The 26382-nt window shown below is 71.8% G+C and carries 20 protein-coding genes and 1 pseudogene; 13 read left to right on the top strand and 8 right to left on the bottom strand.

The features are described from left to right. Positions 1-2 precede the first annotated feature (2 nt). Both QSK37_RS09325 and QSK37_RS09320 read left to right on the top strand, forming a co-directional pair. The gene (locus QSK37_RS09325; RefSeq protein ID WP_285619027.1) at positions 3-923 is read left to right on the top strand and encodes an MBL fold metallo-hydrolase; all 921 of its coding nucleotides are present in this window, start codon (positions 3-5) and stop codon (positions 921-923) included. 51 nt (positions 924-974) lie between these two features. Continuing rightward, positions 975-1586, top strand: coding sequence for a cysteine hydrolase family protein (locus QSK37_RS09320; RefSeq protein ID WP_285619026.1), 612 nt, complete (start codon positions 975-977; stop codon positions 1584-1586). A gap of 442 nt (positions 1587-2028) precedes the next feature. Here the strand turns inward: QSK37_RS09320 and QSK37_RS09315 are convergent, their stop codons facing one another. Together QSK37_RS09315 and QSK37_RS09310 are read right to left on the bottom strand one after the other, a co-directional pair. Beyond that, positions 2029-3675 carry a thiamine pyrophosphate-binding protein gene (locus QSK37_RS09315; protein WP_285619025.1) on the bottom strand — a complete coding sequence of 549 codons (1647 nt, stop codon included), beginning with the start codon at positions 3673-3675 and terminating at the stop codon, positions 2029-2031. Continuing rightward, positions 3672-4448 carry a cyclase family protein gene (locus tag QSK37_RS09310; protein ID WP_285619024.1) on the bottom strand — a complete coding sequence of 259 codons (777 nt, stop codon included), beginning with the start codon at positions 4446-4448 and terminating at the stop codon, positions 3672-3674. The genes QSK37_RS09315 and QSK37_RS09310 overlap by 4 nt, the downstream gene beginning before the upstream one ends. A 267-nt stretch (positions 4449-4715) precedes the next feature. On the opposite strand from QSK37_RS09310, the gene QSK37_RS09305 reads away from it, so the two are divergent. After that, positions 4716-6215 carry an LCP family protein gene (locus QSK37_RS09305; RefSeq protein ID WP_285619023.1) on the top strand — a complete coding sequence of 500 codons (1500 nt, stop codon included), beginning with the start codon at positions 4716-4718 and terminating at the stop codon, positions 6213-6215. On the opposite strand, the gene QSK37_RS09300 is transcribed toward QSK37_RS09305, so the two are convergent. Beyond that, on the bottom strand, positions 6190-7047 hold the full coding sequence (locus tag QSK37_RS09300) for a glycosyltransferase (RefSeq protein WP_285619022.1): 858 nt from the start codon (positions 7045-7047) through the stop codon (positions 6190-6192). The genes QSK37_RS09305 and QSK37_RS09300 overlap by 26 nt on opposite strands. Positions 7048-7216: 169 nt before the next feature. Here QSK37_RS09300 and QSK37_RS09295 point away from each other — a divergent pair, with 169 nt between their 5' ends. The 7 genes from QSK37_RS09295 (at position 7217) to QSK37_RS09265 (ending at position 15492) form a co-directional block, all read left to right on the top strand. Next, on the top strand, positions 7217-8086 hold the full coding sequence (locus QSK37_RS09295; protein ID WP_285619020.1) for a glycosyltransferase: 870 nt from the start codon (positions 7217-7219) through the stop codon (positions 8084-8086). Further along, positions 8070-9224, top strand: a complete 1155-nt coding sequence (gene glf / locus QSK37_RS09290; RefSeq protein ID WP_285619019.1) for a UDP-galactopyranose mutase — start codon at positions 8070-8072, stop codon at positions 9222-9224. The genes QSK37_RS09295 and glf overlap by 17 nt, the downstream gene beginning before the upstream one ends. Next, complete coding sequence (locus tag QSK37_RS09285) at positions 9221-11125, top strand: glycosyltransferase (RefSeq protein WP_285619018.1); 1905 nt, start codon at positions 9221-9223, stop codon at positions 11123-11125. Before glf ends, QSK37_RS09285 begins: the two co-directional genes overlap by 4 nt. A gap of 64 nt (positions 11126-11189) precedes the next feature. Next, a complete protein-coding gene (locus QSK37_RS09280) occupies positions 11190-12086 on the top strand; it encodes an ABC transporter permease (RefSeq protein WP_285619016.1) in 897 nt (298 codons plus the stop codon). A gap of 2 nt (positions 12087-12088) precedes the next feature. After that, positions 12089-13477, top strand: coding sequence for an ATP-binding cassette domain-containing protein (locus tag QSK37_RS09275; RefSeq protein ID WP_285619015.1), 1389 nt, complete (start codon positions 12089-12091; stop codon positions 13475-13477). Continuing rightward, positions 13477-14649 carry an acyltransferase family protein gene (locus QSK37_RS09270; RefSeq protein ID WP_285619014.1) on the top strand — a complete coding sequence of 391 codons (1173 nt, stop codon included), beginning with the start codon at positions 13477-13479 and terminating at the stop codon, positions 14647-14649. Before QSK37_RS09275 ends, QSK37_RS09270 begins: the two co-directional genes overlap by 1 nt. A 123-nt stretch (positions 14650-14772) precedes the next feature. Then, positions 14773-15492 (top strand): ADP-ribosyltransferase, encoded by a 720-nt coding sequence (locus tag QSK37_RS09265; protein WP_285619012.1) that lies wholly within the window; start codon positions 14773-14775, stop codon positions 15490-15492. 181 nt (positions 15493-15673) lie between these two features. Here the strand turns inward: QSK37_RS09265 and QSK37_RS09260 are convergent, their stop codons facing one another. The 5 genes and pseudogenes from QSK37_RS09260 to QSK37_RS09235 all read right to left on the bottom strand — a co-directional run bounded on the left by QSK37_RS09260 (position 15674) and on the right by QSK37_RS09235 (position 21807). Further along, positions 15674-16795: a GDSL-type esterase/lipase family protein gene (locus QSK37_RS09260; RefSeq protein ID WP_285619009.1), complete on the bottom strand. Its 1122-nt coding sequence runs from the start codon at positions 16793-16795 to the stop codon at positions 15674-15676. 58 nt (positions 16796-16853) lie between these two features. Further along, positions 16854-19754 (bottom strand): hypothetical protein, encoded by a 2901-nt coding sequence (locus QSK37_RS09255; protein ID WP_285619008.1) that lies wholly within the window; start codon positions 19752-19754, stop codon positions 16854-16856. 452 nt (positions 19755-20206) lie between these two features. Then, positions 20207-20956 carry a GNAT family N-acetyltransferase gene (locus QSK37_RS09250; protein ID WP_285619007.1) on the bottom strand — a complete coding sequence of 250 codons (750 nt, stop codon included), beginning with the start codon at positions 20954-20956 and terminating at the stop codon, positions 20207-20209. Between the two features lie 78 nt (positions 20957-21034). Then, a pseudogene (locus QSK37_RS51645) lies at positions 21035-21571 on the bottom strand (Clp protease N-terminal domain-containing protein); the annotation flags it as partial. Positions 21572-21573: 2 nt separating this feature from the next. Further along, entirely contained in the window at positions 21574-21807 is a 234-nt protein-coding gene (locus tag QSK37_RS09235) for an RNA polymerase subunit sigma-70 (RefSeq protein WP_285581371.1), read from the bottom strand. Between the two features lie 193 nt (positions 21808-22000). Between QSK37_RS09235 and QSK37_RS09230 the strand changes: the two genes are divergently transcribed. From QSK37_RS09230 to QSK37_RS09220, 3 genes are read left to right on the top strand one after another with little or no spacing between them, the layout of a single operon-like run. Next, complete coding sequence (locus QSK37_RS09230) at positions 22001-23602, top strand: acyl-CoA carboxylase subunit beta (RefSeq protein ID WP_285619006.1); 1602 nt, start codon at positions 22001-22003, stop codon at positions 23600-23602. Between the two features lie 4 nt (positions 23603-23606). After that, positions 23607-25544: an acetyl/propionyl/methylcrotonyl-CoA carboxylase subunit alpha gene (locus tag QSK37_RS09225; protein ID WP_285619005.1), complete on the top strand. Its 1938-nt coding sequence runs from the start codon at positions 23607-23609 to the stop codon at positions 25542-25544. A 2-nt stretch (positions 25545-25546) separates the two neighbouring features. Continuing rightward, positions 25547-26299, top strand: a complete 753-nt coding sequence (locus tag QSK37_RS09220) for an enoyl-CoA hydratase-related protein (RefSeq protein ID WP_285581375.1) — start codon at positions 25547-25549, stop codon at positions 26297-26299. The last annotated feature ends 83 nt before the right edge of the window (positions 26300-26382 follow it).

The following is a 26382-nucleotide window of genomic DNA, read 5'->3' as shown; positions in this document are numbered from 1 at the left end:
CAGTGGCCGACGATGATGGCGGCACCGCCGAGGCGACCCTGGATTGGTACGGCTGCGCGACCTTCCGCCTGACCGTCGGCGAGCTGGTCGTCTTCCTCGATGCCTACATCGATCGGTTTCCCGGTGCGCCGGGACCCGACGTGCGCACCGACGATATCGACAGAGCCGACTGGATCGTGATCGGCCACTCTCATTTTGATCATTTGTGGGGCGCGGAACGCATCGCCCGGCGCACCGGTGCCACGATCATCGGCAGCCACGAAACCATCCGCATCATGGAACGAGAGGGCGTTCCCGACGATCAACTGCTACCGGTCAGCGGAGGCGAACGCATCCGGCTGTCGGCCGACGTGACCGTCGCGGTCTACCCCAGCTTGCATTCCTCGGTCTGGACCCACCAATTCCCCGCATCCGACGAAGCATGCCTGGGCGATCTGTGGCTCACCTACCAGGAACGCCAAGTCCGACAGGCCGAACGGCCCCCGGCCACCGGGCTGGCCGGCCTCTCTCCCCAGATGCTCGCCCACTTCCAACTCAGCAACCAGCACCCGCGCGGCGATGGCGGCGCACTTCTCTACCTGTTCGAAACCAGCCAAGGCCGCCTGCTGTTCCAAGACACCTCTGGACACTGGAGTGGAATCCTGCGCGACCTACGCCCCGACGTGGCCATCCTCGCCGCAACCGGCAGGCCCACCATCGACGGCGAACCGATCCAGGGCAGCCTCGCCGACTTCATCGCCCGGCAGGCCCAGCTCCTCCATCCCGCACGCGTGATTCTCAGCCACCACGACGACTTCCTGCCCGGCCGCACCATTCCCGCCGACATCGGCCCGATCCGCGCCGCACTGGCCCGGGCAGCCCCCCGTACCGAACTGATCGAACTGACCTACACCAGCGGCTACCCGCCGTTCGCCAAATCGTGACAGCAATCCGAACCGGTCGATTGCCGGAATTTGAATGCGTATAGGTGCATTGTGACTTTTCATCACGACCCAGCAAGGACCGGCCTGCTGCTGGTCGACCCCTACAACGACTTCCTCAGCGAGGACGGCAAACTGTGGCCGCGGCTAAAGGAAGTTGCCGGGGAAGTGCATGCGCTGGACCATCTGCGCACCATCGTGGACACCGCGCGGCGGGTCGGTGTCCAGGTTTTCTTCGTGCCCCATCACCGCTGGGAACCGGGCGACTACGAGGATTGGAAGTTCCCGACCCCCACCCAGGTGGCCTCTGCCGAGCTTCAGACCTTCGCCAAGGGTACCTGGGGCGGTGCCTTCCACGACGATTTCCAGGTCCAGCCGGGCGACGTCGTAATCAAGGAGCACTGGGCGCAGAGCGGTTTCGCCAACACTGATCTGGACCACCAACTCAGGCAGCGTGGGATCGATCACGTCGTGACCGTCGGCATGCTCGCCAACACCTGCATCGAGTCCACCTCGCGTTCTGCGACGGAGCTGGGCTACCACACGACCCTGGTCAGGGATGCGACTGCTGCCCTCAGCCGTGAGGGGATGCATACCGCCCACGAGATCAACGGGCCCACCTTCGCACATGCGATCGTGACCACCGACGAACTCGTCACCGCTTGAAGATCCCGGGACAGACCGGGTGCCCTCGTTGCCGTGCTCGACTGTCGGCGGCGGCACCGCCTCTGCTTTCGCGGCCGACCGGCCTGCTGCGATCAAACGCTCGATCACTTGGCGTAGCTGGCCGGCCGTGACCGTTGCGGCATCCTCACCCGGTCCCAGCCGATTCTCCTCTCAGGAGAACCCTTTGAGAGGAACACCCGCCTCTCGCCCGGTCCGACACGTCCGGCCGCCTACGACCACTGGCACCAAGCCCTCGGAATCACCCATCTGGTGCGGCCCGGAAGGCGGCGCAGGTGGGGCGCCTGCGCGCGAGCGGCGGTGTGCCGGCCGCGCCCGAGCGCGGTGCCGCTGGGGGCCTCGCAGGCGGGCACACGCGGCGTCGGCTACACCGTCGGCCGGGCGTGGGGCGCACTGGCCGGGGTGCGGTGCGGTGGGTGGGTGGTCAGTGGCCTCGGAAGGCCTCCTCCAGCCACCAGGCGGGGCGGCCGGGGGTGACCTTTGCGTCGATCAGCAGGGGGTGGTCGCGGGGCCCGGTGAGCCAGTCGGTCAGCGGGGTGAGGTCATCGCGTCGGCGGGCGGTGATCGCCGTGCAGCCGAAGCCGCGTCCGATCTCGGCGATGTCCGCCGGGGGGAACCGGACCGTGTCGAGCCGGTGGCCGTGCGGGCCGAAGTGGTGGACCTCCGCGCCGTACGCCTCGTCGTCGTAGACCACGATGACGAGGCCCAGCCCGAGGCGTACCGCCGTCTCCAGCTCGGCGATGCTCATCAGCGCGCCGCCGTCGCCCAAAGCGGCGACGGTCAGCCGGTCCGGCCGGGCGATGGCCGCGCCGATGGCGGTGGCCAGCCCGAGCCCGATCGACTGGTACGCCTGGGTGAAGACCAGGCCGTCGGCGTCGGGGACCTCGAGGTACATCGCCGGGTAGCCCATGAAGTTTCCGGAGTCGACCGCGACCGTGCGCTCGGCCGGCAGCAGGTCGTCCAGGGCGATGGACAGTGTCCGGGGATCGATCGAGACGTCGTCGGAGTCGTCGTCGTAGGGGATGTCGCGCCAGCGTCGCTCCCGGGCCAGTCGTGCGGCCAGCGCGGGGGAGCGGGCGCCGTCGGACGCGTGGCCGCGCCGGGCCAGCTCCGCCTCGGCCGCCGCCGCGGTGCCGGCGACGTCGCCGACGAGCCCGAGGTCGATCGGCCGGTTGGCGCCGAGGGCCTCGGTGTCGAGATCGACCTGGACGACCGTCGTGTCCTCGCCGACCAAGGTGCCGTGCCGCAGCGTCCACATGTTCAGCGAACACCCCCAGCCGACGAGCACGTCGGCGCCCCGCACCAGCTCGGCCGTCACCGGCGAGGCGAAGCCCCCGCTCACGTCGAGGTCGAACTCCTCGCCGCGGAACAGCCCGCGCGCCACGGCGGAGGTGGCGAGCAGCGCCCCGGTGCGCGCGGCCAGCGCCACGAGAGCCTCCCGCGCTCCGCGCGCGCCCCGGCCCGCCAGGAACACCGGACGCTCGGCTCCGGCCAGGACGTCGGCCAGCCGCGCGACCCCCTCCGGCCCGGGAACGGGCACGGACGGGACGGGCGGACCGGACGTCGGAGCGGGTGCGGCGGGGAGCTCGGCGGACTGGACGTCGAGCGGCAGGCCCAGGACGACCGTGCGGCGTTCGACGACCGCGGTGCGCCAGGCGCGGGCCAGGTCGGCGAGGGCCGAGGACGGGGAGTGCACCCGCTCGGGGACCGCGCCGACCGCGGCGGCCAGTGCGGCCTGGTCGACGCGGAAGTTGGACCGCACCGCCGACCCGGCGGTCTCGGCGGCCAGCACGAGGAGCGGCGTGCGGCTCTTGGCCGCCTCGGTGATCCCGGTGAGCGCGTTGGTCAGGCCGGGGCCCTGGTGCACGGACAGCACCCCCACACCGCCGCCCGCCCGCGCGAACGCGTCGGCCATCGTGGCCGCCCCGCCCTCGTGGCGGGCCGCGACGAACCGCGCCCCACCCGCCACCAGAGCGTTGGTGACGTGGAAGTTGCCGCTGCCCACGACGCCGAAGACCGTGCGCACGCCCAGGCCGATGAGCGCCTCGCCCACCGCCTCCGCGACGATCAACGCTCGACCAGGGCGAGAACCCGGGCCGGGCTGCCCGAGCCGCCCACGATCGGCAGCGGTGAGGCGATCACCGCGGCGCCGCGCACGGGCAGGCGGTCGAGGTTGCGCAGCTGGGTCAGCCCGTACTTCCCCGCGCCCAGCAGGAACGAGTGGCAGGGGAACGGCGGGTCCAGTCCGGGCGCGCCGCCGGCGTCGGTGCCGACCGTCTCCACTCCGAGCCCGAGGATCGGCGTCTCCTCGGCCAGCCAGCGCGCGCACTCCGCCGATATGCCCGGTGTGTGCGAGTGGCCGCTCTCGTCGGCGTTGAGGAACGCGTCCTGGTCGCCTGAGCGCGCGTCCCAGCCGGTGCGGTAGAGCAGCCAGCCGCCCTCGGGCAGCGGCCCGTTGGCCTTCGTCCAGTCGCGTACGTCGTCGATCTCGAGCAGGAAGTCGGGGTCACCGGCCACCCGGTCGGCGACGTCCAGCACCACCGCGGGGGCGAGGAGCCGTCGCGGCGCCACCTGGGAGACGTCGTCGCCGTCGCGGCCGGTGATCCAGTGCACCGGGGCGTCGAAGTGGGTGCCGGTGTGCTCTCCGGTGACGATGTCGTTCCAGTACCAGGCAGGCCCGCGGTCGTCGTACCGGCTGATCTCCCGCAGGGAGAAGTGCACCGTGTTGCCGAACGGCTCCGGCAGCCGGAGGATCGGCGTGTCCTCCGAGAGCGGCGCGGTCAGGTCGATGACCTCGATCGAGCCGTCACCGATCGCGGCGGTCAGTTGAGCGAGCAGCGACATTGCGTCCTCCCACCGGCCCGTACGCGGAGGGCGTCCCCGCGGGCAGTGGCCCGAACGTACCCGGACCGGAACGGCGTCGGCCAGCCTGAGAAGTGTCCTGTGGAAAACCTTGAGCATCCGGATTCCGCGCTTCGCGCAGTAGACCGTTAATGTCTGCCATCGGCGGCTTTACCGACTTATGGACAACGAGTCGCGGTCGTGCTGCGTCCAACGGGTGAGCGGAACTTCTCGTACGGCCACGGCCTGCGAACGGACTGATGAGGTGTGATGGCGGACAACGACGCCGACGGCCCGGCCAAGGAAACGGGCCCACGGGCCGAGACGGACCCGCCCGAGTCCACCGAGCCCAAGGCCGAGTCCACGGAGCCGGACGAGGCCGAGGAGACCGGGGCGCACGAACCCGAGAACGCCGACGAGGCGAAACCCGAGCCCGAGCCCGCGCCGCCCGGCCGTAAGCGCCGCCGCGGCCTGCGGTGGGTCGCCGCCATCGCCGCGATCGTCGTGCTCGCCGCCGGCGGGACCGTCGTGTTCCTGTACGAGCGTCTCCAGGGCAACATCCACAAGGAGCACGTCGAGGACCAGCTCGGCGCCAACCGCCCGGCCAAGCTGAACAAGTCGATGAACATCCTGCTGCTCGGCTCGGACTCCCGCGACGGGGCGAACAAGGCCTACTGGTCGCCCGACATCAGCGGCGAGCGCTCCGACACGACGATCCTGCTGCACATCTCGCCCAACCGCGACCACGCCGTCGCCGTCAGCTTCCCGCGCGACTCCATGGTCCAGGTGCCCGGCTGCACGAAGAAGAACGGCCAGAAGGTCGCGCCGTACTTCGGCATGCTCAACTCCGCCTTCGCGTACGCGGGCGCGCCCTGCACGTGGAAGACGATCGAGTCCACCACCGACATCCACATCGACCACTACGTGAAGATCGACTTCACCGGTTTCAAGCGGGTCGTCGACGCCCTCGGCGGGGTGGAGATCTGCGTGCCGCACGCGGTGTACGACCCGCGCGCCAACCTCAACCTCAAGGCCGGCCGCCAGGTCGTCAAGGGCAACGACGCCCTCGGCTACGTGCGGACGAGGTACGGCCTGGGCGACGGCTCGGACCTGGAGCGCATCCAGCGGCAGCAGAAGTTCATGGCCTCGGTGGTCAACAAGGCCACGAGCACCAGCATGCTCACCGACCCGGCCAAGACGTACCGGTTCCTGAACGCCGTGACCAAGTCGATCGCGACCGACGACAAGCTGAACGTGTCGGCGATGCGCAAGCTGGCCACGAGCCTGCGGGGGATGACCGCGGGCACCGTGCGGTTCGTCACCGTCCCGACCCAGGTCTACCCGAGGGACCCGAACCGCGTGCAGTGGAACACGGCCGAGGCCAAACCGCTGTTCGACGCCATCCGCAAGGACGACGCGCTGCCCGCGCCCGCCCCGGCGCCGCCGCAGGCCGAGCAGCCCAAACCCCAGGAGGTGAAGGTCCACGTCGTCAACGGCTCCAAGCAGGTCGTCAAGGACCTGCGAGCCCGCCACTTCCGGGTGACGGCGGCCAAGGGCCCCGTGCAGCAGGAGACCAAGATCCTCTACGGCACCGGCGCGGAGCGCCAGGCGGACGCGCTGGGCGTCGCCGTCCCGGGCGTGCGGATCCTGCCCGACCCGACGGTGCCCCCGGGCACGGTCTCCCTGGTCGTCGCGCCGGCGGGCGTTCAGGTGACCCCGGAGATCCCGAAGGTCAACGGCGAGATCAAGGCCGACCAGGTTCCCTGCTAGCCGCCGGAAGCACCACGGCGTTGGGCCGGGGTCCGGACCGGACCCCGGCCCACAGGCCGCGGACCAGCTCGCGCACCAGCCGGCCCCGGCCGGACGACCGGGCGAACGCGCGGGCCCACCGCCGCAGCGTCGCCCCGGCGTACAGCAGCCGCTCGCCCGGCCCCAGACACCGGCTGCGGGTGAACAGCCACACCTTGTTGCGCACCTCGTGGAAGAAACGCGTGCTCACGTCGAACACCGGCGCGGCCGTGTGGTGCACCACGACGCTGCGCGGGCACAGCAGGCCGAGCCGCCCGCGCAGCAGCCGCAGCGTGTACTCGAAGTCGTCGTTCCACAGGAAGTAGTCCGCCACCGGCGGCCCGCACTCCCGTACGACGGCGGCGTCGAGCAGGACCGACACGAACGAGGCCGAGCGGACGCGCGGGTGACCGGCGACGTCCGACGGCCGCGAGCGCGGCGTGTTCATCGGGTGGTCGCGCCCGTCGGTCCACAGCACGCGGCTGGCGGCGAGCGCGGGCCGGTGCTGTCCGAACGTGGACAGCAACTCCTCCAGCGCCGACGGCCGGGGGAGGGTGTCGTCGTCCATCAGCCACAGCGCCGTCGCGCCGAGGTCGAGCGCCCGCGCGATGCCGGCCGCGAAGCCGCCGGCGCCACCCGTGTTGTACGGCAGGGCGAGGAGGTCGACCGCGGGAAAACGGGAGCGCACCAGTTCGGCGGTGCCGTCGGTGGAGGCGTTGTCGACGACGATCACCACGTCCGGCGGGCGGGTCTGCGCGTCGATCGCCGCGAGCGCGCGGGCCAGGAGATCACGCCGCTCGTACGTGACAACCACGGACGCGACATAGGCGTCCTTAAGCCTGATACCTACTGTTACCTCACTATTACCGTTTAATGCCGGTAAAACCCTGGAAAGTGAGTCCGCAAACTTAGCATAAGATGCATTCCGCCTAACTGGCCCCAGCTCTTCCCGTACCAGGAACATCGCCCTTCGAGATGGATGCATGGCCGAACCCTTCTCGCTCCTCCTCACCGTCTACGCGGGGGACCGCGCGGACTATGTCCGCGACGCCTTCCGCAGCGCGGTGGACGCGCAGACCCGCCGCCCCGAGCAGGTCGTCCTCGTGCAGGACGGTCCGGTCTCGGCGGAGCTCGACGCGTGCCTGGCGGAGGTACGGGCGGGCAGCCCGGTGGAGGTGACGTTCCTGCGCCTCGAGCGCAACGCCGGCCTCGGCGTCGCGCTGGACGAGGGGCTCGCGGCCAGCCGGCACGACGTCGTGGCCCGCATGGACGCCGACGACATCGCGATGCCGCAGCGGTTCGCGGTCCAGCTTCCGGTCATCGAGGAGGGCGCGGACCTGGTCGGCGCGGGCATGCTGGAGTTCGGCACGGACCGGCAGGACATCGTGGGCCGGCGCACGCCGGTGTCCGCGCCCGCCGACATCGCCAGGTACGCCCGCCTGCACGACCCCTTCAACCACCCGACCGTGGTGTACCGGCGGCGCGCCGTGCTCGCGGCGGGCGGCTACGGCGATCTGCCGCTGATGGAGGACTACTGGCTCTTCGCCCGTATGATCGCCACCGGCGCGACGGTCGTGAACCTGCCCGAGCCGCTGGTTTACTACCGCGTGGGCGACGGGGCGTACGAGCGGCGCGGCGGCATGGCACTACTGCGCGCCGAGCTGCGGCTGCAGCGCGAACTGCTGCGCGGCGGGTTCACCACCCGCGCCCAGTACGTCCGCAACGTGAGTGTCCGCGGCGGATACCGGCTGACGCCGGCGTGGATCCGCCGTCCGCTGTACCGGCGGTTCGTGGCCCCGAGAGGGGCGCGCGAGACGCCGGCCGTCCTTCCCGGGGATGTCGGTGAACGCTGATCTGGTCATCGCGGGCTCCGGCCTGTTCGGCCTCACCGTGGCCGAGCGCTGCGCCCGCGACCTGGGGCTGCGCGTGCTCGTGGTCGAGCGCCGCGACCACGTCGGCGGCAACGCCTACAGCGAGACCGAACCCTCGACCGGCATCGAGGTGCACCGCTACGGCGCCCACCTGTTCCACACCTCGAACGAGCGCGTGTGGGAGTACGTCAACCGGTTCACCTCCTTCACCGGCTACCGGCACCGGGTCTTCACGGTCTTCAAGGGCCGCGTCTACCCGATGCCGATCAACCTGGGCACCATCTGCGCGTACTTCGGCCGTGTCATGTCCCCGGACGAGGCGCGCGCGCTCGTCGCCGCGCAGGCCGCCGAGGTCACCGACCCGCGCAACCTGGAGGAGAAGGCGATCTCGCTGGTCGGCCGCCCGCTGTACGAGGCGTTCATCCGCGGGTACACGGCCAAGCAGTGGCAGACCGATCCGCGCGAGCTGCCCCCGGAGATCGTCACGCGGCTGCCGGTGCGGTACACCTTCGACGACCGCTACTTCAACGACCGGTACGAGGGCCTGCCGACCGGCGGCTACACCTCCTGGCTCGAACGCATGGCCGATCACCCGAACATCGAGGTGCGCCTCGGCACCGACTTCTTCGACCTGGACGCCGCCGGCAACGTCCCGGTCGTCTACACCGGCCCGCTGGACCGCTACTTCGACCACGCCGAGGGGCGGCTGGGCTGGCGCACCCTCGACTTCGCGCCCGAGGTCGTGGCGACCGGCGACTTCCAGGGCACGCCGGTGATGAACTACGCCGACGAGGACGTGCCGTACACGCGGATCCACGAGTTCCGCCACTTCCATCCCGAGCGCGAGCACCCGCCGGACCGCACCGTGATCGTCCGGGAGTACTCCCGGTTCGCCGACGCGGGCGACGAGCCGTACTACCCGATCGACACCGCCGCCGACCGGGCCAAGCTCGTCCGCTACCGGGAGCTCGCCCGCTCCGAGAAGGGCGTGTGGTTCGGCGGCCGCCTCGGCACGTACCAGTACCTCGACATGCACATGGCGATCGCGTCGGCGCTGACCATGTACGACAACCGCCTGCGCCCGCACTTCGCGGCCCGCGGCACCAAGGGGGCCAGATGAGAGTTCTGCAGCGGGTCGTGCTGCCCGCCGACCGCGACCTCGACGTGCAGAAGCTGTACGTCGAGAGCCGGGGCGGACGGGGCGGGACGGCCACCGCGGGCCCGGGCGCCCGCGAGGTGCGGATCGCCGGGCGCCGCGGCGTCGTCGTCGCCCCCGGCGGCCGGGCCTCGTTCTGCACCTACTTCAACGCGTTCCCGGCGAGCTACTGGCGCCGCTGGACCGTCGTGGAGTCGGTACGCCTGCGCCTGCGGCTGCGGGGCGACGCCATCGTGGTGGTCTACCGCTCGACCGGCAAGGGCTTCACCCAGCGCGTCACCCAGCTCGAGGTCGACGCGGACACGGCCGTCGACCGTGAGCTGGAACTGCCGCTGGAGCCGTTCATCGACGGCGGCTGGTACTGGTTCGACGTCGCCGCCGGCGACCGCGAGGTCGTGCTCGACCGCGCCGAGTGGTGCGCCGACGCCGACCGGCCGCACGGCAGCGCCAGCATCGGCATCACCACCTTCAACCGGCCGGACTACTGCGTCGACCAGCTCCACGCGCTCGGCGAGGCGAGCGACGTCCTGGACGTCATCGACGAGATCTTCGTGATCGACCAGGGCACCCGGCGGGTGGCGGACCGGCCGGACTTCGCGGCGGCCGAGCGGGCGCTGGGCGGGCGGCTCCGGCTCATCGACCAGGGCAACATCGGCGGCTCCGGTGGGTTCTCCCGCGCGATGACCGAGACCCTCGACGCCGGCCGCAGCGACTACGTCCTGCTCCTGGACGACGACGTCGTGGTCGAGCCCGAAGGCGTCCTGCGCGCCGTAGTGTTCGCCGACCTCGCCCGTACGCCGACGATCGTCGGCGGCCACATGATGGACATCTTCCACCGGTCGGTGCTGCACGTCTTCGGCGAGACGATCGCCCGTTACCGCTGGTGGATGACGCCGGCCCCGCACACCTTCCTCGGCCACGACCTGGCCGCCCACCCGCTGCGCGAGACGCCGTGGCTGCACCGGCGCGTCGACGTCGACTACAACGCCTGGTGGATGTGCCTGATCCCGCTCGACGTGATCCGCAAGGTCGGCCTGTCGCTGCCGTTCTTCATCAAGTGGGACGACATCGAGTACGGCGTGCGGGCCCGCGAGGCGGGGTTCCCCACCGTCTCCCTGCCGGGGGCGGCGGTCTGGCACGTGCCCTGGCACTCCAAGGACGACACGCTCGACTGGCAGGCCTACTTCACCGAGCGGAACCGCCTCATCACCGCGCTGATGTACTCCCCGTACGCGCGGGGCGGCAACATGCTCAAGGAGAGCCTGTTCATCGCCACCAAGCACGCGCTCGCCATGCAGTACTCCACGGCCGAACTGATGCTCAGGGCGGTCGAGGACGTGCTGCGCGGCCCCGCGGATCTGCACCGGTCGATGACGACGAAGATGGCCGAGCTGCGCGCCCTGCGCGCGGGCTTCACCGACGCGCGCGCCGAGCCGGACGTCGACGAGTTCCCCGAGATCAAACGCCGCAGGCCGCCGAAGAAGGGCCGCGCGCCGGTGGCCCCCGAAGGGCGGCGGGCGATGATCCGGACGGCCCTGTCCGGGGCGGCGCGCCAGCTCCGGCCGGTCGACTCCTACTCACGCGAGCACCCCGAGGTCGCGGTGCCGCACGTCGACCAGACGTGGTGGCTGCTGTCGCGGTACGACAGCGCCCTGGTGTCCTCGGCCGACGGCACGAAGGCGGCCTGGTACCAGCGCGACCCGAAGCGGTTCCGGTCGCTCGTGCAGCGGAACATGGCCCTGCACGCGCGGCTCATGCGCGAGTGGCCCGAGCTGAGCCGGCGCTACCGCGAGGCGATCCCCGAGCTCGCGTCCGTCGACCAGTGGCGGGAGACGTTCGAGGCCGCCCGCCGGGAGGATACGTGACCGAGCGGAGCGAGAGAACCGGGAAGCACAGCACGTTCGTCACGGGGCTGACGAAGGAGGCCCCGTGACAGTACCGCCATTGGTCGCTCCCGGTCGCGGGGGCGGGCTGCACGACGTCGTGCGGCGGCGCTACCTCCTGCGCCTGCTCGTCCGGCGGGAGCTGCGCAGCCGCTACCAGGGGTCGCTGCTCGGGCTCGGCTGGTCCTACGTGCGGCCGGCGGTCAACTTCGCGGTCTACTTCTTCGTCGTCGGCATCTTCCTGAAGATGAGCAAGGCGATCCCGAACTTCCCGGTGTTCCTGTTCTCCGGGATGGTGCTGGTCAGTTTCTTCACCGAGACGCTGATCACGACGGCGTGGTCGGTCGTCGGCAACGCCTCGCTCGTGAAGAAGGTCTACCTGCCGCGTGAGCTGTTCCCGGTCTCCTCGATGCTGGTGTCCGGCGTGCACATGCTGCCGGCGCTGGGCGTGCTCATGGGCGGCGCCGTCTGGGCCGGGTGGACGCCGTCGTGGGTCGCGACCGGCTCGATCGTCCTGGCGTTCGCCATCGTCGCGGCCCTGGCCATGGCGTTCGGCCTGCTGTTCGCCGCGGTGAACGTCTTCTTCCGCGACTTCGGGCAGGTCGTGGACATCATCAACATCGTCGTCCCCTGGTCGGTCCCGATGATCTACCCGTGGACGACCGTGCAGGAGGCGGCGCACGGCGGCTGGCCGCTCCAGGTGTACCTGGCCAACCCGCTGACGAGCGCGGTGCTGCTGTTCGAGCGGGCGTTCTGGTGGCCCACCAACGACCAGGCCGCCACCCTGCCCAACGGCGCGCCGGCCCTGCCCGGCGGCCTCCTCGCCTTCCCCTACCACCTGACCGTCCGCGGGCTGGTGAGCCTGCTCGCCGCGCTGCTGCTGCTGGCCGTGGCCCAGCTCGTCTTCGCCCGCCTGCAGCGGCGCTTCGCCCAGGAGCTCTGAAGATGGAATCGATCGTCGTCGACGGGGTGTCCAAGCACTTCACCCTGCGGCACGCGCACTCCATCAAGGAGATCACCGTACGGGCGGTGCGTCGGCAGAGCCTGTCCGAGCGGTTCACCGCGCTGGACGACGTGTCGCTCACGGTCGCGCAGGGGGAGTCGCTGGCCCTCATGGGCCTCAACGGCTCGGGCAAGAGCACGCTGCTCAAGCTCATCTCCGGTGTCATGCAGCCGGACGCGGGGTCGGTGCGCGTACGGGGCCGGGTGGCCGGCCTGATCGAGGTCGGCGCGGGACTGCACCCGGACCTCACCGGGCGGGAGAACATCTTCCTCAACGCCGCCATCCTCGGCATGACCAAGGCCGAGACCGAGGCGCGCTACGACGAGATCGTGGCGTTCTCCGAGATCGAGGACTTCCTCGACACGCAGGTGAAGTTCTACTCCTCCGGCATGTTCATGCGGCTCGGGTTCGCCGTCGCCGTGCACACCGACCCGGAGATCTTCCTCGTCGACGAGGTGCTCGCGGTCGGCGACCCGCCGTTCCAGAAGAAGTGCCTCGAACGCATCAAGGAGTTCCACGCCGAGGGCCGCACGCTCGTCATCGTCTCCCACGACATGGGAACGCTGGAGCGGGTCTGCGGGCGCGGCGTCGTGCTGGAGCGCGGCCGCACCGCGTACGAGGGCGGCATCGAGGGCGCGGTCGACTTCCTCGCGCCGCCCGCGACGCCGCTGGAGGCCGAGCAGCGGAGGCGCGCCCGCGAGGAGGCGACGCTCGCCGCGCTGCCGGCCGACGACGTGGCGCGGGCCGAGGCCGAACTGCTCGTCCGGGAGATCATGCCCGACGCGCCGCGCCTGCCGGACCCGCGCGCGACGCTGGAGTACGCCCTGTCGCTCGCCGCCGGGCAGGACGGCATGGCGCTGGAGTTCGGCGTGCACACCGGCGGCACGCTCGCGGTCGTCGCCGAGGCGCGCGAGGGCAAGAACGTCTTCGGCTTCGACTCGTTCGCGGGGCTGCCGGAAGACTGGCGTGAGGGGTTCCCGGCCGGCCACTTCGCCGTCGACGAGCCGCCGGAGGTCCTCGGCGCCGAACTCGTCGCCGGGCTGTTCGAGGACACGCTTCCGGGCTTCCTCGCCGAGCATCCCGAGCCGGTGGCGTTCGTGCACGTCGACGCCGACCTGTACTCCTCGGCCCGTACCGTCCTCACGCACCTCGGCCCCCGGCTGAGCGTGGGCACGGTGATCGTCTTCGACGAGTTCTTCGGCTATCCGGGCTGGCGGGAGCACGAGTACCGGGCGTGGGAGGAGTTCGTGTCCGCGTCGGGCGTGCGGTTCGACTACGAGGGGTTCACCGAGGGGAACGAGCAGGTCATCGTGCGAATCACGGGTATCTGATGGACGCCGGGACGACGCGGTCCGACGCGGTGCCGACGGAGGCGGTGCCGACGCGGACGCCGTCGGAGGAGACCTCGCCGGCGCAGGCCGAGCGTCGCGCGATGGGCCGGCTCCGCGAGCTCGACGTGCTGCGCTTCGTCGCCGCGGCGGTGGTCATGCTGCACCACTACACCGGCGTGCCGGCCCCGGAGTGGCCCGGCGGCAACGCCCGGCGGATCTTCCCCGGGCTGGCGCCGTTCACCCGGTACGGCTTCCTGGGCGTCGAGCTGTTCTTCCTCATCAGCGGGTTCGTCATCCTGCTGAGCGCGTGGGGCCGCAGGCCGGGAGACTTCATGGTGTCGCGTTTCCTGCGGCTGTTCCCGGCGTACTGGGTCGGCGTGGTGCTGTCGCTCGCCGCGTACCTGGCGTTCGACTCGTGGGTGTCCTTCGGCCCGAACACCGACGGCCCGCTCAAGCGGTTCCTGCCGAACCTGACCATGCTGCAGGAGGGCGTCGGCTCCCAGCGCATGGAGGTCGTCTACTGGACCCTCTACGTCGAGCTGCACTTCTACGTGCTGATCGCGCTGTTCACCTGGTGGGGGATCACGTTCAACCGGTGCGTGGCCTTCATGACGGGCTGGCTGATGTTCAGCGTCTTCGCGCTGGAGTCGGGGGAGAACTTCCTCAAGGTCGTCCTGCTGTGGAGGTACGCGCCGTTCTTCGTGGCCGGGATGGGCTTCTTCCTCATCTACCGGTACGGGTCGAACATCATCGTCTGGCTGCTGATCGCCCTCTCGTGGGCGCTCGGCTGCTACTACGACGTCAAGTACAACTTCCCCGACTTCACCGCGGCGCCGCACTCGCTGTACATCATCCCGGCCGGGGTGACCGTGGTGTTCGCCGTCATGGCCCTGGTCGCGACGCACCGGCTGTCGTGGCTGCGCTGGCGCGGTCTCACCTTGCTCGGCCTGCTGACCTACCCGCTGTACCTGGTCCACCAGACGGTCTCCCGCACGTTCGTCCCGCGCCTGCTGCCGCACATGGGCCGCTGGGAGGTGCTCGCCGTGCTCATCGTGACCGCGCTCGTGGCGTCGTACCTGATCCACGTGCTGATCGAACGCCCGGCCCAGCGCCTGCTGCGCCCCAGGCTGAAGGCGGCGCTGACGAGGATCCGTACCGCCGACAAGTCATGATGCCGAGAGGCATCCGCTTTTTTTTGTCCGCATGTCACAGCCGGCCGGGCCGTCTCGTCTCAGGTGTCAGACGCAGGGTCCCGATCACGAGGCTGATGGTCGGGATGTCGTGAACGGACATCAATGCCTGAGTTCATCCTCGGCCCGTCGGAAGATGAGGGGCTCTTCAAGCGGCTGGGAGAGCTTTTTCGAAGCCCCCGGGCGTCGGGTGGTCCGTCGGAGGGCGGCGAGGTCGCCGATGAGTTCCCGCGATCGTCACAGCCGTTCGCGTCAGCGCCTTTCGGCTCGCGGTCGGTCAGCCCATCGTACGGTGACAGAATATGGGGGGAATGCGTCGAAAAAATGGCTGGTAGGCACTACATGGCCATCGACACGTACAGCTCGAATGAGCGCTACATCAACAGATACCTGCGAGATGCCGACTACTTCGATCGCCTGGAGCAGATCTGGAGCATGGCGCCGACCATAAGGGAATCGACACTAGCTCAGATCCAGGCCATCCGCGAGGTGATGCGGCTCCGGCCGGTGCCGGACACGATCGATGTTTTTCGCGCGGTCAAGATGAAGCCCGGTATTTTCACGGTGCCGATCGAGGAACTTCCCGGAACTATTCAGCGAGATCCGGCTTTCCTGTCGACCAATCTGGGCGACCGTCCGGCGTACGAGCGCGACATCATTCTGCATCTACGTGTCCCGGAGGGCACCCGGGGGTTCTACATCGAGCCGATCAGCAAAATGGGTGAACACGAGTTGCTGCTCGACGCGGGAAGGTCCTGGTTCGCCGAGGACGTGCTTCGCCGCGAGCGACAATGGCACGTCTACGGATGGGTGCTTCCCGACTGACAGGACAAGCCGGCCTTCGCCGACCTGGGAAGAGGCAGTACCATCCGCTCCGTCTCCTCGGGCGATGGTCTCGTCGCGTTCACAGGGACGCGAGGAGGCGGGCGAGCGCGGTGAAGCGCCCGGCCCGCGGGTGAAGATGTCCCTGAGGCGCGGCCGAAACGAGGTGAGGGACGCCCACGGCCTAGCGGGCCGGGGCGAGGGCGATGGCGTCGATCTCGGCGCTGCAGGTCGCCCTGGTGAGGCGCAGTGTGTCGCGGCCGGCGTTCAGGGCGACGTCGGCCGCGGTGATGGTCCACCGGTCCCAGCCGTACGCCGGGTAGTGCAGTCGCCCGTCCTCCCGGCCGTTCACGGTCAGTCGCTGTTCGCACGGCTCGCCCGTGCCGTTGCCCGCCCGTACGTAGAGGCGGTAGCGACCGGTCCGCGGCATCTCCAGGGTGAACTGCAGGAAGCTGCCCGCCGCCGCGAGATAGCCGACCTTGCCGTCGCCGGAGGCGTTGGCGGTCTCCAGCCGTTCGCCGTCGCTGACCGTCGCGTACGACGGCGACTCCGCCTCCCACCGGGTCATCGGCTCGCCGGTGATGGCGGAGTACCAGCGCGCGGCCATCTTCGCGTAGCCGCCGTTCGTCGGATGGATGCCGTCGGCGAACAGGTCGTCCTTGCCCAGCGCCGCGTGCATGTCGACCAGGTGGACGTGGCGGCCCGCGGACGCCCTCGCCGCGACGATCACCGGGATCGCGGCGTTGTACGCGCGGGCCCGCGCTTCGTTCGCCCGGCCGGCCAGCGGCGTGATCGTCGCGACGTACACCTGCGCGGTCGGCGTCGTCGTGGTGATCAGGTCGACCAGCGCGGCCAGCCGCGCGGGCGCGGCGCGCAGGTCGCGGCGCTGGATGACGTCGTTGGTGCCGATCTGCAGGAGCACGACGTCGGGCCGGTACTTCAGCAGCCAGTCGCGGGTGTGCGTCGTCAGCTGGTGGATGCGCCAGCCGGGATGGCCCTCGTTGTCGCGGTCGGCGAGCTGCGGCGGGCCGCTCGACCGCGAGCCGACGAAGTCGACCTTCCTCCCGTCGGCCTTCATGTACTGCCACAGGTCGCTGCGGTAACCGCCCAGCGACTGCAGCCCGTCGGTGATCGAGTCGCCGAGCGGCATCACGCGTGTCGGGAACACCGCCGGATCGGCCTTCGGCGCGGCCAGCGGCTCGCGGTGCGGACCGTCCCCGCTCGCCGTCATGCGCACACCGGCACAGGCCGCGAGGCAGAGCAGCGACGCGACCGTGGCGAGGAGGGTCCGGACCAGGCGCGTCACGAAGGGCGTTCCCGGGGGTAGGAGGCGCTCACGGCGATGGGACTTCCGGCAGTATCGCTCACGGCAGGGGTCGCCGCCACAGGGTCGGTTGTTCGCCCCGGTGATCGGCGTTGATCCCGACGCCGAGAAGGTCGGCGCCGGATGAGGTCAGCCCGGTGAGCCACTGGTCGCCGCGCCCGGACAGCCCGGTTCCCTGCGGCGTCTGCGCCGCCCACGCGTGGCCGTCTGCCGAGGTCCACAGCACCACGTCCGTACGTCCCGCGCGTCCGGCCGCGCCAGCGATGACGAAACCGTGCGGCGTGGCGGTCAGGGCGGTGGCGGCGGAGTTGCGGTCGCTGGAGTCCGCGCCGTCCTGTCCCGCCTTCGGCAGCCCGACCTCCTGCCACGACGCGCCGCCGTCGGAGGAGACGAAGGCGAACGCCGTACGGCCGGAGGCGGTGCCGGCCGTGCCGGTCGCCACCAGCGCGTTGCCGTGGACCGCGACCCGGTCGAACCATCCCTCCGCGGCGCCGGACGGCTGCGGGAGCTGTTTCAGCGTCCACTTCAGCCCGTCGGTGGAGGTCCAGACGGCGGGGCGGCCCTGCGGCGCGTCCTTGACCGACGGGTCGCTGACACCGCCGACCGCGACGTAGCCGGACGGTCCGGCGGCGACGCTCCGCATCCAGCGGTTCGCCGTCCTGGTGCCCTCCAGGTCGCCGCCGCTGCCGGGTTTCCAGGACTTGAGGTCGGAGGAGACCCAGGTGCCGGCCGAGAACCCCGACTCGCCGACGATCACGTATCCGGCCTTGCCGTAGGCGGCCGCGTAGGTGGCGGCGTGGCCCGAGCCCGGGTCGAACCCGGCGGCGGAGCGCCAGCTCGTGCCGTCCGGCGAGGTGACCGCGAGCGGCCGGTCCCCGTCGTAGCCCACGGCGAGCCAGCCCGCCGCGCCCGAGGCCGCGTTGATGAGCCGCTGCTTGCCGGGCCGCGCCAGGGCGCCGCCCGTGTCACTCGCGCGGGTCCACCGGGAACCGTCGGGCGAGGTCCACACGGCCCCGTCGCCGTTCGTGCCGCCGACGGCGACCCGCAGGTTCGCCGAGCTCGCGACGTACGCCACGGTCTGGTCCGGCCGGACCGCGCCCGGGATCGCCGACACGTCGACCGGGATCTCCTGGCCCAGCGTGTCGCGTACGGCGAGGACGGCGTCGGCGTCCTGCCCGTCGTCCTCGCGTGCGGCGACGATCGTCGCGCCGGCGGTGACCGCCACGCCCTCGATCGTGCGGCCGGAGGAGAGCGGTACCTCACCGCCGTTCTGCCAGGTGCCGCCGTCGTCGCTGCGGGCGATCAGCACCTTCTTGTCCCCGCCGATGACGGCGGCCATGCCCCGGTCGGAGGACGCGAGCCGCTGGAGGCCGCCGTACCCGGGCAGGTGGATCTCGCCGGCCTTACGCCAGCTCTGGCCGTCCGCCGACGTGAGCATGACACCGTACTGCTCGGACTTGCTGTGGGCGTTGCGGCCCGCGATGAACCCGGTGGGCGTGGCCGCGACGGCGATGCCCGGGCCCGCGGTGCCCTTCGGGTGCGGCACGTCGGCCGCGGCCCACGTGCGGCCGCCGTCGGCCGAGCGCCACACGCCGTCCTTGACGATCTGCCCCTTGCCGTCGGTCGACCAGCCGTACGCGAGGACGAGGTCGCCGTGCGCGGCGACGTCGATCAGCGAGAGCGGACCGCCCGGCAGCGACATCTTCAGCTGGTCGTTGCCCAGCCGCTGCCACTGCCGGCCGTCGGAGGACAGCCACACGACCGGGACGGCGTCGCTGTAGTCGCCCTTCTGGGAGGTGTCGCCGACCGCGACGAAGCCGTTCGCGGTGCGGGCGACCCGGGTGATCTTGTCCCGGCCGAAGACCGCGCCGGTCGAGTCGGGCTGGCGGATCCAGGTCCGGCCGTCGCGGCTCGTCCACACCGCCGTTCCGGCGTGCGAGCCGCCCAGCGCGACCCACGCGCCGGCCGAACCGGCGATCACCCGCGGCGTGTCGCCGTATCCGGGCTCGGCGCCGTCGGGCGTACGGACGTCGGCGAGGCGGAAGGAACGCCCGCCGTCGCTGGAGACCAGGAACTCTCCGCGGTAGTCGGCGGTCTCGGTCTCACCGCCGACCGCGACGACGATGGAGCCGGCCGACGCCACCCCGAGCAGCTCCTGGTCGTGACCGTCGGCCTTGGCGGCCGGGTCCGGCGCGAACGTCGCCCCGGCGAGCTGTGCCGCGGGCCCGGTCGTCGTGTGGTGCAGCGGCCCGCGCCCGGTCAGGAACACCACTCCACCGGCGATCAGCGCGACGACGACCAGGCCGGCCACCGCGAGCAGGATCGGCTTCAGGCGGATGGTCCGGCGGGCGCGTTGGGGCGTGTCCCGCCGCCACGGCTCGTCGTACATCGTCGGCGGGCCGGCCGGCTGCCACGGCTGGGGCCGGTCGTAGCCCGGACCGCCGTGGCCGCCGCCGGGCATCCGGGGGTCGGGCGGGCGCGGCGTCGAGCGGCTGGTCGCCGACGGAGGCAGGTCGAAGACCGTGGCGGGCGGTTCCGCCGGCGGCGGGACGGTCTGGTCCGGCACCGGGGGAGGCTGGTACGCCGCCGCCCGGTCACCCGGAGCGGGCTCCGGCGCCGGGACGTCGGTCACGGTGCGCTGGGTCGGCGGAGGCTCGTGCGCCGGGTTCCAGGGGGGCTGCGGCGGGATCCGCCACGGGTCGGTATCGCCGGCGAACGCCGTCTCGTCGGTGGCCGCCTCGCCGTGCGCGTTCTCGGCGGGCGGCGGTGAGGCAGGCGGGTGCGGTGGGACGGGCGGCGCGGCCCAGGGTGGGAGAGCGGCGGGCGGAGCGGCGTTGCCGTGACCCCAGCCGACGGGCGGCGGGGGAGGGAACGCCCAGGGGTCCTCCGGCGGTGGGTCCGCGTTCGGATCGTCGTCAGGCTCGTGGCCGGTCACGCTCACCCTCCCCGCTCCTCGCCGTGAATGGCGACCCCCCTCGACCTTCTTAATAAAAGTCGTGGCGGCATCTTATCGGGGCAAACAGGTCAAGTGGGTTCTCCGAGGGCGGGTGTGACCTATCCGCCGCTTTTCCCGTCTGGCCGAAACGGTTCTGCGGCCATTCCGCGGACGCCGGTGGGCGGCGGGTCGCTCGGCAAGGCTCCCAAGAAACTCGACACGGTTTCCTACCTGAGGTTCCCGACGGTCTCCAAGAACGTCCGCCCCGTGCTGCGAAACCACAGCGTGCGCGCCTATCGGCCGGCCGGGCCCGAGGGTCCGGAAATCGACGTCGACGTCGTACCCCGGATGACGCCGATCGCCGGGAGCTCGCCGGCCCACCCGGCGTCAAGGTCGCCTGGTTCCCGCGCGCCACCACCGGCCTGCCCGTGGGGCGGTTCGCCCATCGGCGCGAGCGGTCACCTCCGCGCCGTGGCCTCCTGGACGTGCGCGGCGAGCAGCGGCCGGTACCGCATGCCCAGCCCCTGGTAGAGCCGTACGGCGGCCCGGTTCCACTCGTCCACCATCAGGGCCGCGGTGCCGTGCCGGGCCACGGCCTCCGCGGCGACGAACGCGCAGACCGTACGGCCGAGTCCCAGCCCACGGGCGTCGGGGTGCACCGCGACTCCGGCGATCAGCCCGACGGACGGCGCCGGCCAGACGAGCGCGGCCAGCGCCACGAGCCGTCCCGCGTCGTCGCGGAGACCCGCCCAGCGTTCGTCGGCGCGGCTCCCGGGCCGGGCGTCCGACGTCGGGAAGGCCATGTCGAGGAGCGCCGCGGCCTCGGGCAGCTCCGGCCGGGTGAGCCATCGGGCCCCGCCGGCCGCCGCAGGCGCCTCCGTGGTCTCCATCCAGCCGAACGCCCTGGTCGGGGCGAGCACGGGCACCCCGGCGACGACCGCGCCGATGAGGCCGGGGTCCCCGAGCGGCCGGTAGGTCGGTCCCACCTCGGCCAGGACCTGCTCGACCAGGGGAACCGCGGCGTCGGCCCGCCCGTGGACGGCGATCCGGTCCCGGCGGGAGATGTCGTGACCGGCGACGGCGACCGCACGCCCGTCGTCGCTCGCCCAGGCGCGCCCGCGCCCGTCGAGGTCCTGGGCCGCCCAGAGACACAGCGTGTCGCCCGCGCACAGCGCGGTCAGCTCGTCATGGTCGTGGATCGCCCGCATCGGACGGCAGTCTGCCAGGACCGGACGCGCCGCCGGTGACCGGCGTGGCAACTCGGAGGGTCAGGCCGCCTCGGAGGAGATGAGGCGGATGACGTCGTCGCGCAGGGCGGTGAGCTCGACGCCGGACTCCACGAGCACACGGGCGGCCAGGCCCTCGCCCTCGCGGATGAGGCCGAGCAGCAGGTGGCCCGTGCCGAGGTGGTTGTGGCCGAGGCGCAGGGCCTCGCGCAGCGAGAGCTCGAGGACCTTCTTCGCCCGCCTGCCGAACGGAATGTGACCCGCCCGGTACGGTTTGCGGCGCCGTGCGTCGAGCGCGCCCGGGCCGAAGGTCGCCTCGGTGACCCGGCGGACCTCGTCGAGGTCGATCCCCAGCGTCGCCAGGGCGTCCGGGTCGAGGTCGTCCCGTGACGGGCCGGCGATGCCGGCGATCCGCCGCCGGAGCTCGTCCGGGTCGGCGCCCCGGTCGCGCAGCGCCCGGGCGGCCGGTCCGGCGCCGGCGTCCAGCATCGCCAGCAGGAGGTGCTCGGTGTCGATGAACGGCGCGCGCAGCCGCCGGGCCTCCTCCTGTGCCCGCACCACGACCGCGCGGGCCTCCTTGGTGAACCGTTCGAACATCCCTACCGCTCCTTACCGAGAATCCGCCGGCCGCCGCCGTGTTTCTTGTGCACCGCCTGCCGGCTGACGCCGAGGCAGACCGCGATCTCCTGCCAGGACCATCCCTGCTCGCGCGCGTTGCCGACCTGCAGCGCCTCCAGCCGCTCGGCGAGCTCGCGCAACGCGCGGACCGCCCGCAGCCCGACCGCCGGGTCACGGCTGCTCGCCTCCTGGGCGAGCTGGACTCCATCGCTCATGGTGTCAACATAGGTTGACGGTTGGCGCATGTCAACCAAAGTTGACGCGGCGCCGGGCGGGCCGCCCTCGCGCGGCCGGCTCGATCCCGAATGAGATTCGTTTCATCGGTGCGCGATCTTTTCCGGCGCACGGCGCTTGGCCATACTCGATCACGGGCCCACGCCGGAGGCCCGTGCCGACGAAGGACGAGGAATGACGGTTCTCACCAGCGCGCTCGACCCCGGGGGCGACGCCTACGCCGAGCGGCGGGCGGCGATGCTGGCCAAGGTCGCCGAGCTCGAGGCCGAGCACGCCAAGGCCGTGGCCGGGGGCGGGCCCAAGTACGTCGATCGGCACCGCGCCCGCGGGAAGCTTCTCGCCCGCGAGCGCGTCGAGCTGCTCATCGATCCCGACTCGCCCTTCCTGGAGCTGTCCCCGCTCGCCGCCTGGGGCAGCGACTTCTCCGTCGGCGCGAGCCTGGTCAGCGGCATCGGCGTGGTCGAGGGCGTCGAGTGCGTGATCGTCGCGAGCGACCCGACCGTACGCGGCGGATCCAGCAACCCCTGGACGGTCGCCAAGACGTTCCGCGCCGCCGACATCGCGCTGGAGAACCGCCTCCCGCTGATCAACCTGGTCGAGTCCGGCGGCGCCGACCTGCCCACGCAGAAGGAGATCTTCATCCCCGGCGGCCGGATCTTCCGCGACCTCACCCGGCTGTCCGCCGCCGGAATCCCGACGATCGCGCTGGTCTTCGGCAACTCGACCGCCGGCGGCGCGTACCTGCCCGGGATGAGCGACCACGTCGTCATGGTCAAGGACCGCGCCAAGGTCTTCCTCGGCGGCCCGCCGCTGGTGAAGATGGCCACCGGCGAGGAGTCCGGCGACGAGGAGCTCGGCGGCGCCGAGATGCACGCCCGCACCAGCGGCCTGGCCGACCACATGGCGGCCGACGAGTACGACGCGCTGCGGATCGGCCGCCGGATCGTCGCCCGGCTCAACTGGCGCAAGCGCGGCCGCGCGCCGCTGCCCGTACGGCCACCGCGGTACGACGAGGAAGAGCTGCTCGGCATCGTCCCGGAGGATTTGAAGATCCCCTTCGACCCACGCGAGGTGATCGCCCGGATCGCCGACGGGTCGGACTTCGACGAGTTCAAGCCGCTGTACGGCACCAGCCTCGTCACCGGCTGGGCCACCCTGCACGGCTATCCGATCGGCGTGCTCGCCAACGCGCGCGGCGTGCTGTTCGGGCCGGAGTCGCAGAAGGCCGCGCAGTTCATCCAGCTCGCGAACCAGACCGGCACCCCGCTGCTCTTCCTGCAGAACACCACCGGCTACATGGTCGGCCGGGAGTACGAGCAGAGCGGCATCATCAAGCACGGCGCCACGATGATCAACGCGGTGTCCAACAGCCGGGTGCCGCACCTGACCGTCGTCATGGGCGCCTCGTACGGCGCGGGCAACTACGGCATGTGCGGCCGGGCGTACGACCCGCGCTTCCTGTTCACCTGGCCGAGCGCCAAGTCGGCGGTCATGGGCCCGGCGCAGCTCGCCGGCGTGCTGTCCATCGTCGGCCGGCAGGCCGCGCAGGCGCGCGGCCAGAACTTCGACGAGGAGGCCGACGCGCAGATGCGCGCGATGGTCGAGGCACAGATCGAGTCGGAGTCGCTGCCGTTCTTCCTGTCCGGACGGCTGTACGACGACGGCGTGATCGACCCGCGCGACACCCGTACCGTCCTCGGACTGTGCCTGTCCGCGATCAACAGCGCCGCCGAGCCTGCCGCGCAGGCGGGCGGCTTCGGCGTCTTCAGGATTTGAGCGAATGATCTCCAGACTGCTGGTGGCCAACCGGGGCGAGATCGCCCGCCGGGTCTTCCGTACCTGCCGCGATCTCGGCATCGAGACCGTCGCGGTGTTCTCCGACCCGGACGCCGCCCTGCCGCACGCGACCGAGGCCGACCGCGCCGTGCGCCTGCCCGGCGCGTCGCCCGCCGAGACGTACCTGGACCAGAAGGCGATCCTCGACGCCGCGCGGGCCGCGGGCGCGGACGCGGTCCACCCGGGGTACGGATTCCTGTCCGAGAACGCCGCGTTCGCCGAGGCGGTCCTCGCCGCCGGCCTGACGTGGGTGGGCCCGCCGCCGAAGGCGATCGCGGCGATGGGCCTCAAGACCGAGGCCAAGCGGCTCATGCGCGAGGCGGGCGTGCCCGTGCTGCCCGACCTCGATCCCGGCGCGGTCAGCGACTTCCCCGTGCTCATCAAGGCGTCGGCGGGAGGCGGTGGACGCGGCATGCGGGTGGTGCGGGACGCCGCCGAGCTGGCCGGGGCGCTGGAGTCGGCGCGCCGCGAGGCGGAGTCGGCGTTCGGCGATCCGGCCGTCTTCTGCGAGCCGCTGCTGACCGGCGCGCGCCACATCGAGGTGCAGGTGCTCGCCGACACCCACGGCACGGTCTGGACGCTGGGGGAGCGGGAGTGCTCGATCCAGCGCCGCCACCAGAAGGTGATCGAGGAGGCGCCCTCACCCGCGATCGACACCGCGCTGCGCCAGCGCCTGTGCGAGGCGGCCGCCGCGGCCGCCCGCGCGATCGGCTACGAGGGCGCCGGCACCGTGGAGTTCATGCTGGCCCCGGACGGCGGTTTCTTCTTCCTGGAGGTCAACACGCGTCTCCAGGTGGAGCATCCGGTCACCGAGTGCGTGTACGGCGTGGACCTGGTGGCCCTGCAGATCGAGGTGGCCGAGGGCACCGCGCTGAAGGACCCGCCGCGCCCGTCCGGCCACGCGATCGAGGCACGTCTCTACGCCGAGGATCCCGCGGAGGGGTACCGGCCGCACAGCGGCGCCCTGCACACGTTCGCCGTCCCCGGCGTGGACGCGGAGTTCCGCGTGCCCGGCGCGTACGGGCTGCGGCTGGACTCCGGCGTCGTGTCCGGCAGCGTGATCTCCACCCACTACGACCCGATGCTCGCCAAAGTGATCGCGTACGCGCCCACCCGCGGCGCGGCCGCCCGGCGTCTGGCCGCGGCGCTGGCCGGAACGCGCGTCCACGGCCCGGTGACCAACCGCGACCAGCTCGTCGCCGCACTCCGGCACGAGGCGTTCCTCGCCGGCGCCACCGACACGGGCTTCCTCGACCGCCACGACACCACCGGCCGCCGCGCCGATGCCGGGACCGTACGGCTGTCCGCGCTGGCCGCCGCGCTCGCCCAGGCCGCCGCCAACCGCGCGGAGGCCACCGTGCTGGGCGGCCTGCCGAGCGGCTGGCGCAACGTGCCCTCACAGCCCCAACGCGTCGCCTTCGACGAGTCCGGGACCGTGCACGAGGTCGCCTACCGCCTCACGCGCGCGGGCCTGGTCGCCGAGGGGCACGAGGACGTCTCGCTCGTCTCCGCCTCCCCGGACGCGGTCGTCCTGACGGCCGGGGGCGTACGCCTGCGATTCACGGTCGCGCGGCACGGGCACGGGGTGTACGTCGACTCGGTGCTCGGCGCGGTGACGTTCACGCGGGTCGAGCGTTTGCCCGACCCCGCCGAGCAGGTGGCGCCCGGCACCCTGCTCGCGCCCATGCCCGGCTCGGTGATCCGGGTCGCGGTGAGCGAGGGCGACACGGTCGAACGCGGCCAGCCGATGCTGTGGCTGGAGGCGATGAAGATGGAACACCAGATCCTCGCCCCGGCGGGCGGCGTGGTGACCGCGCTGCACGCCGAGGTCGGAGCCCAGGTCGAGACCGGCGCGGTCCTCGCCGTCGTCACGGAGGAGTAACCATGGATCCCCTCGTCCGGTACGCCGAGGACGGCGGCACGGCGACGATCACCCTTGACTCGCCGCGCAACCGCAACGCCCTGTCCCGGCGTCTCGTCGCCGAGCTGCGCGAGGCGCTGACGACCGCGCTCGGCGACGACGGCGTCCGGGTCATCGTGCTGACCGGCACCGGCACGGTGTTCTGCGCGGGCGCCGACCTGAAGGAGCAGTCGGCCGGCGAGCCCCCGCCGGACGTGCCCGGCCTCGTCGGGCTCATCTGGGACAGTCCCAAGCCGGTCGTGGCCCGCCTCAACGGCCCGGCGCGGGCGGGCGGGCTCGGCCTGGTGACCGCCTGCGACCTCGCGGTCGCCCCGGACACCGCGACGTTCGCCTTCACCGAGGTCCGCCTGGGAGTCGTGCCCGCCATGATCGCGGTGACGTGCCTGCGGCGCATGGACCCCCGCGCGGCGGCCGAGTACTTCCTCACCGGAGAGGTCTTCGACGCGCGCCGCGCCCAGGAGATCGGCCTGATCAACCGCGCCGTCCCGGCCGAGGAGCTGGACGCCGCGGTGGCCCACTACACCGGGATGCTCCTGCGCGGCGCCCCGGAGGCCCTGGCCATCGCCAAGCGGCTGCCGCGCACGGTGCCGGCCATGACGGTCGAGGAGGGCTTCGCCCGGATGGCGGAGCTGTCCGCCGAGCGCTTCGGCTCCGACGAGGCCAAGGAGGGCATCGCCGCCTTCCTGGAGAAGCGTGATCCCCGGTGGCTGCCCTGACCTGCTGCTACGGTGCGCGTTGTGACCCGTATCCTCCCGCCGGTCGCGGGCGTTCCGCGGCCGGACGCTGAGCCTCGCCCGTG

It is taken from the genome of Actinoallomurus iriomotensis, from assembly GCF_030269445.1.
Classification (GTDB): Bacteria; Actinomycetota; Actinomycetes; order Streptosporangiales; family Streptosporangiaceae; genus Actinoallomurus; species Actinoallomurus iriomotensis.
Note: the sequence above shows the minus strand (reverse complement) of the source record. Positions and strands in the feature narration are given on the sequence as shown.

Bases quoted from the DNA above. Each gene is read 5' to 3' on its own strand.
- QSK37_RS09270 (WP_285619014.1), top strand. From the start codon at position 13,477: ATGGACGCCGGGACGACGCGGTCCGACGCGGTGCCGACGGAGGCGGTG.
- glf (WP_285619019.1), top strand. From the start codon at position 8,070: ATGTCGGTGAACGCTGATCTGGTCATCGCGGGCTCCGGCCTGTTCGGC.
- QSK37_RS09250 (WP_285619007.1), bottom strand. From the start codon at position 20,956: ATGCGGGCGATCCACGACCATGACGAGCTGACCGCGCTGTGCGCGGGC.
- QSK37_RS09305 (WP_285619023.1), top strand. From the start codon at position 4,716: ATGGCGGACAACGACGCCGACGGCCCGGCCAAGGAAACGGGCCCACGG.
- QSK37_RS09265 (WP_285619012.1), top strand. From the start codon at position 14,773: ATGCCTGAGTTCATCCTCGGCCCGTCGGAAGATGAGGGGCTCTTCAAG.
- QSK37_RS09295 (WP_285619020.1), top strand. From the start codon at position 7,217: ATGGCCGAACCCTTCTCGCTCCTCCTCACCGTCTACGCGGGGGACCGC.
- QSK37_RS09225 (WP_285619005.1), top strand. From the start codon at position 23,607: ATGATCTCCAGACTGCTGGTGGCCAACCGGGGCGAGATCGCCCGCCGG.
- QSK37_RS09275 (WP_285619015.1), top strand. From the start codon at position 12,089: ATGGAATCGATCGTCGTCGACGGGGTGTCCAAGCACTTCACCCTGCGG.
- QSK37_RS09230 (WP_285619006.1), top strand. From the start codon at position 22,001: ATGACGGTTCTCACCAGCGCGCTCGACCCCGGGGGCGACGCCTACGCC.
- QSK37_RS09235 (WP_285581371.1), bottom strand. From the start codon at position 21,807: ATGAGCGATGGAGTCCAGCTCGCCCAGGAGGCGAGCAGCCGTGACCCG.
- QSK37_RS09310 (WP_285619024.1), bottom strand. From the start codon at position 4,448: ATGTCGCTGCTCGCTCAACTGACCGCCGCGATCGGTGACGGCTCGATC.
- QSK37_RS09220 (WP_285581375.1), top strand. From the start codon at position 25,547: ATGGATCCCCTCGTCCGGTACGCCGAGGACGGCGGCACGGCGACGATC.
- QSK37_RS09285 (WP_285619018.1), top strand. From the start codon at position 9,221: ATGAGAGTTCTGCAGCGGGTCGTGCTGCCCGCCGACCGCGACCTCGAC.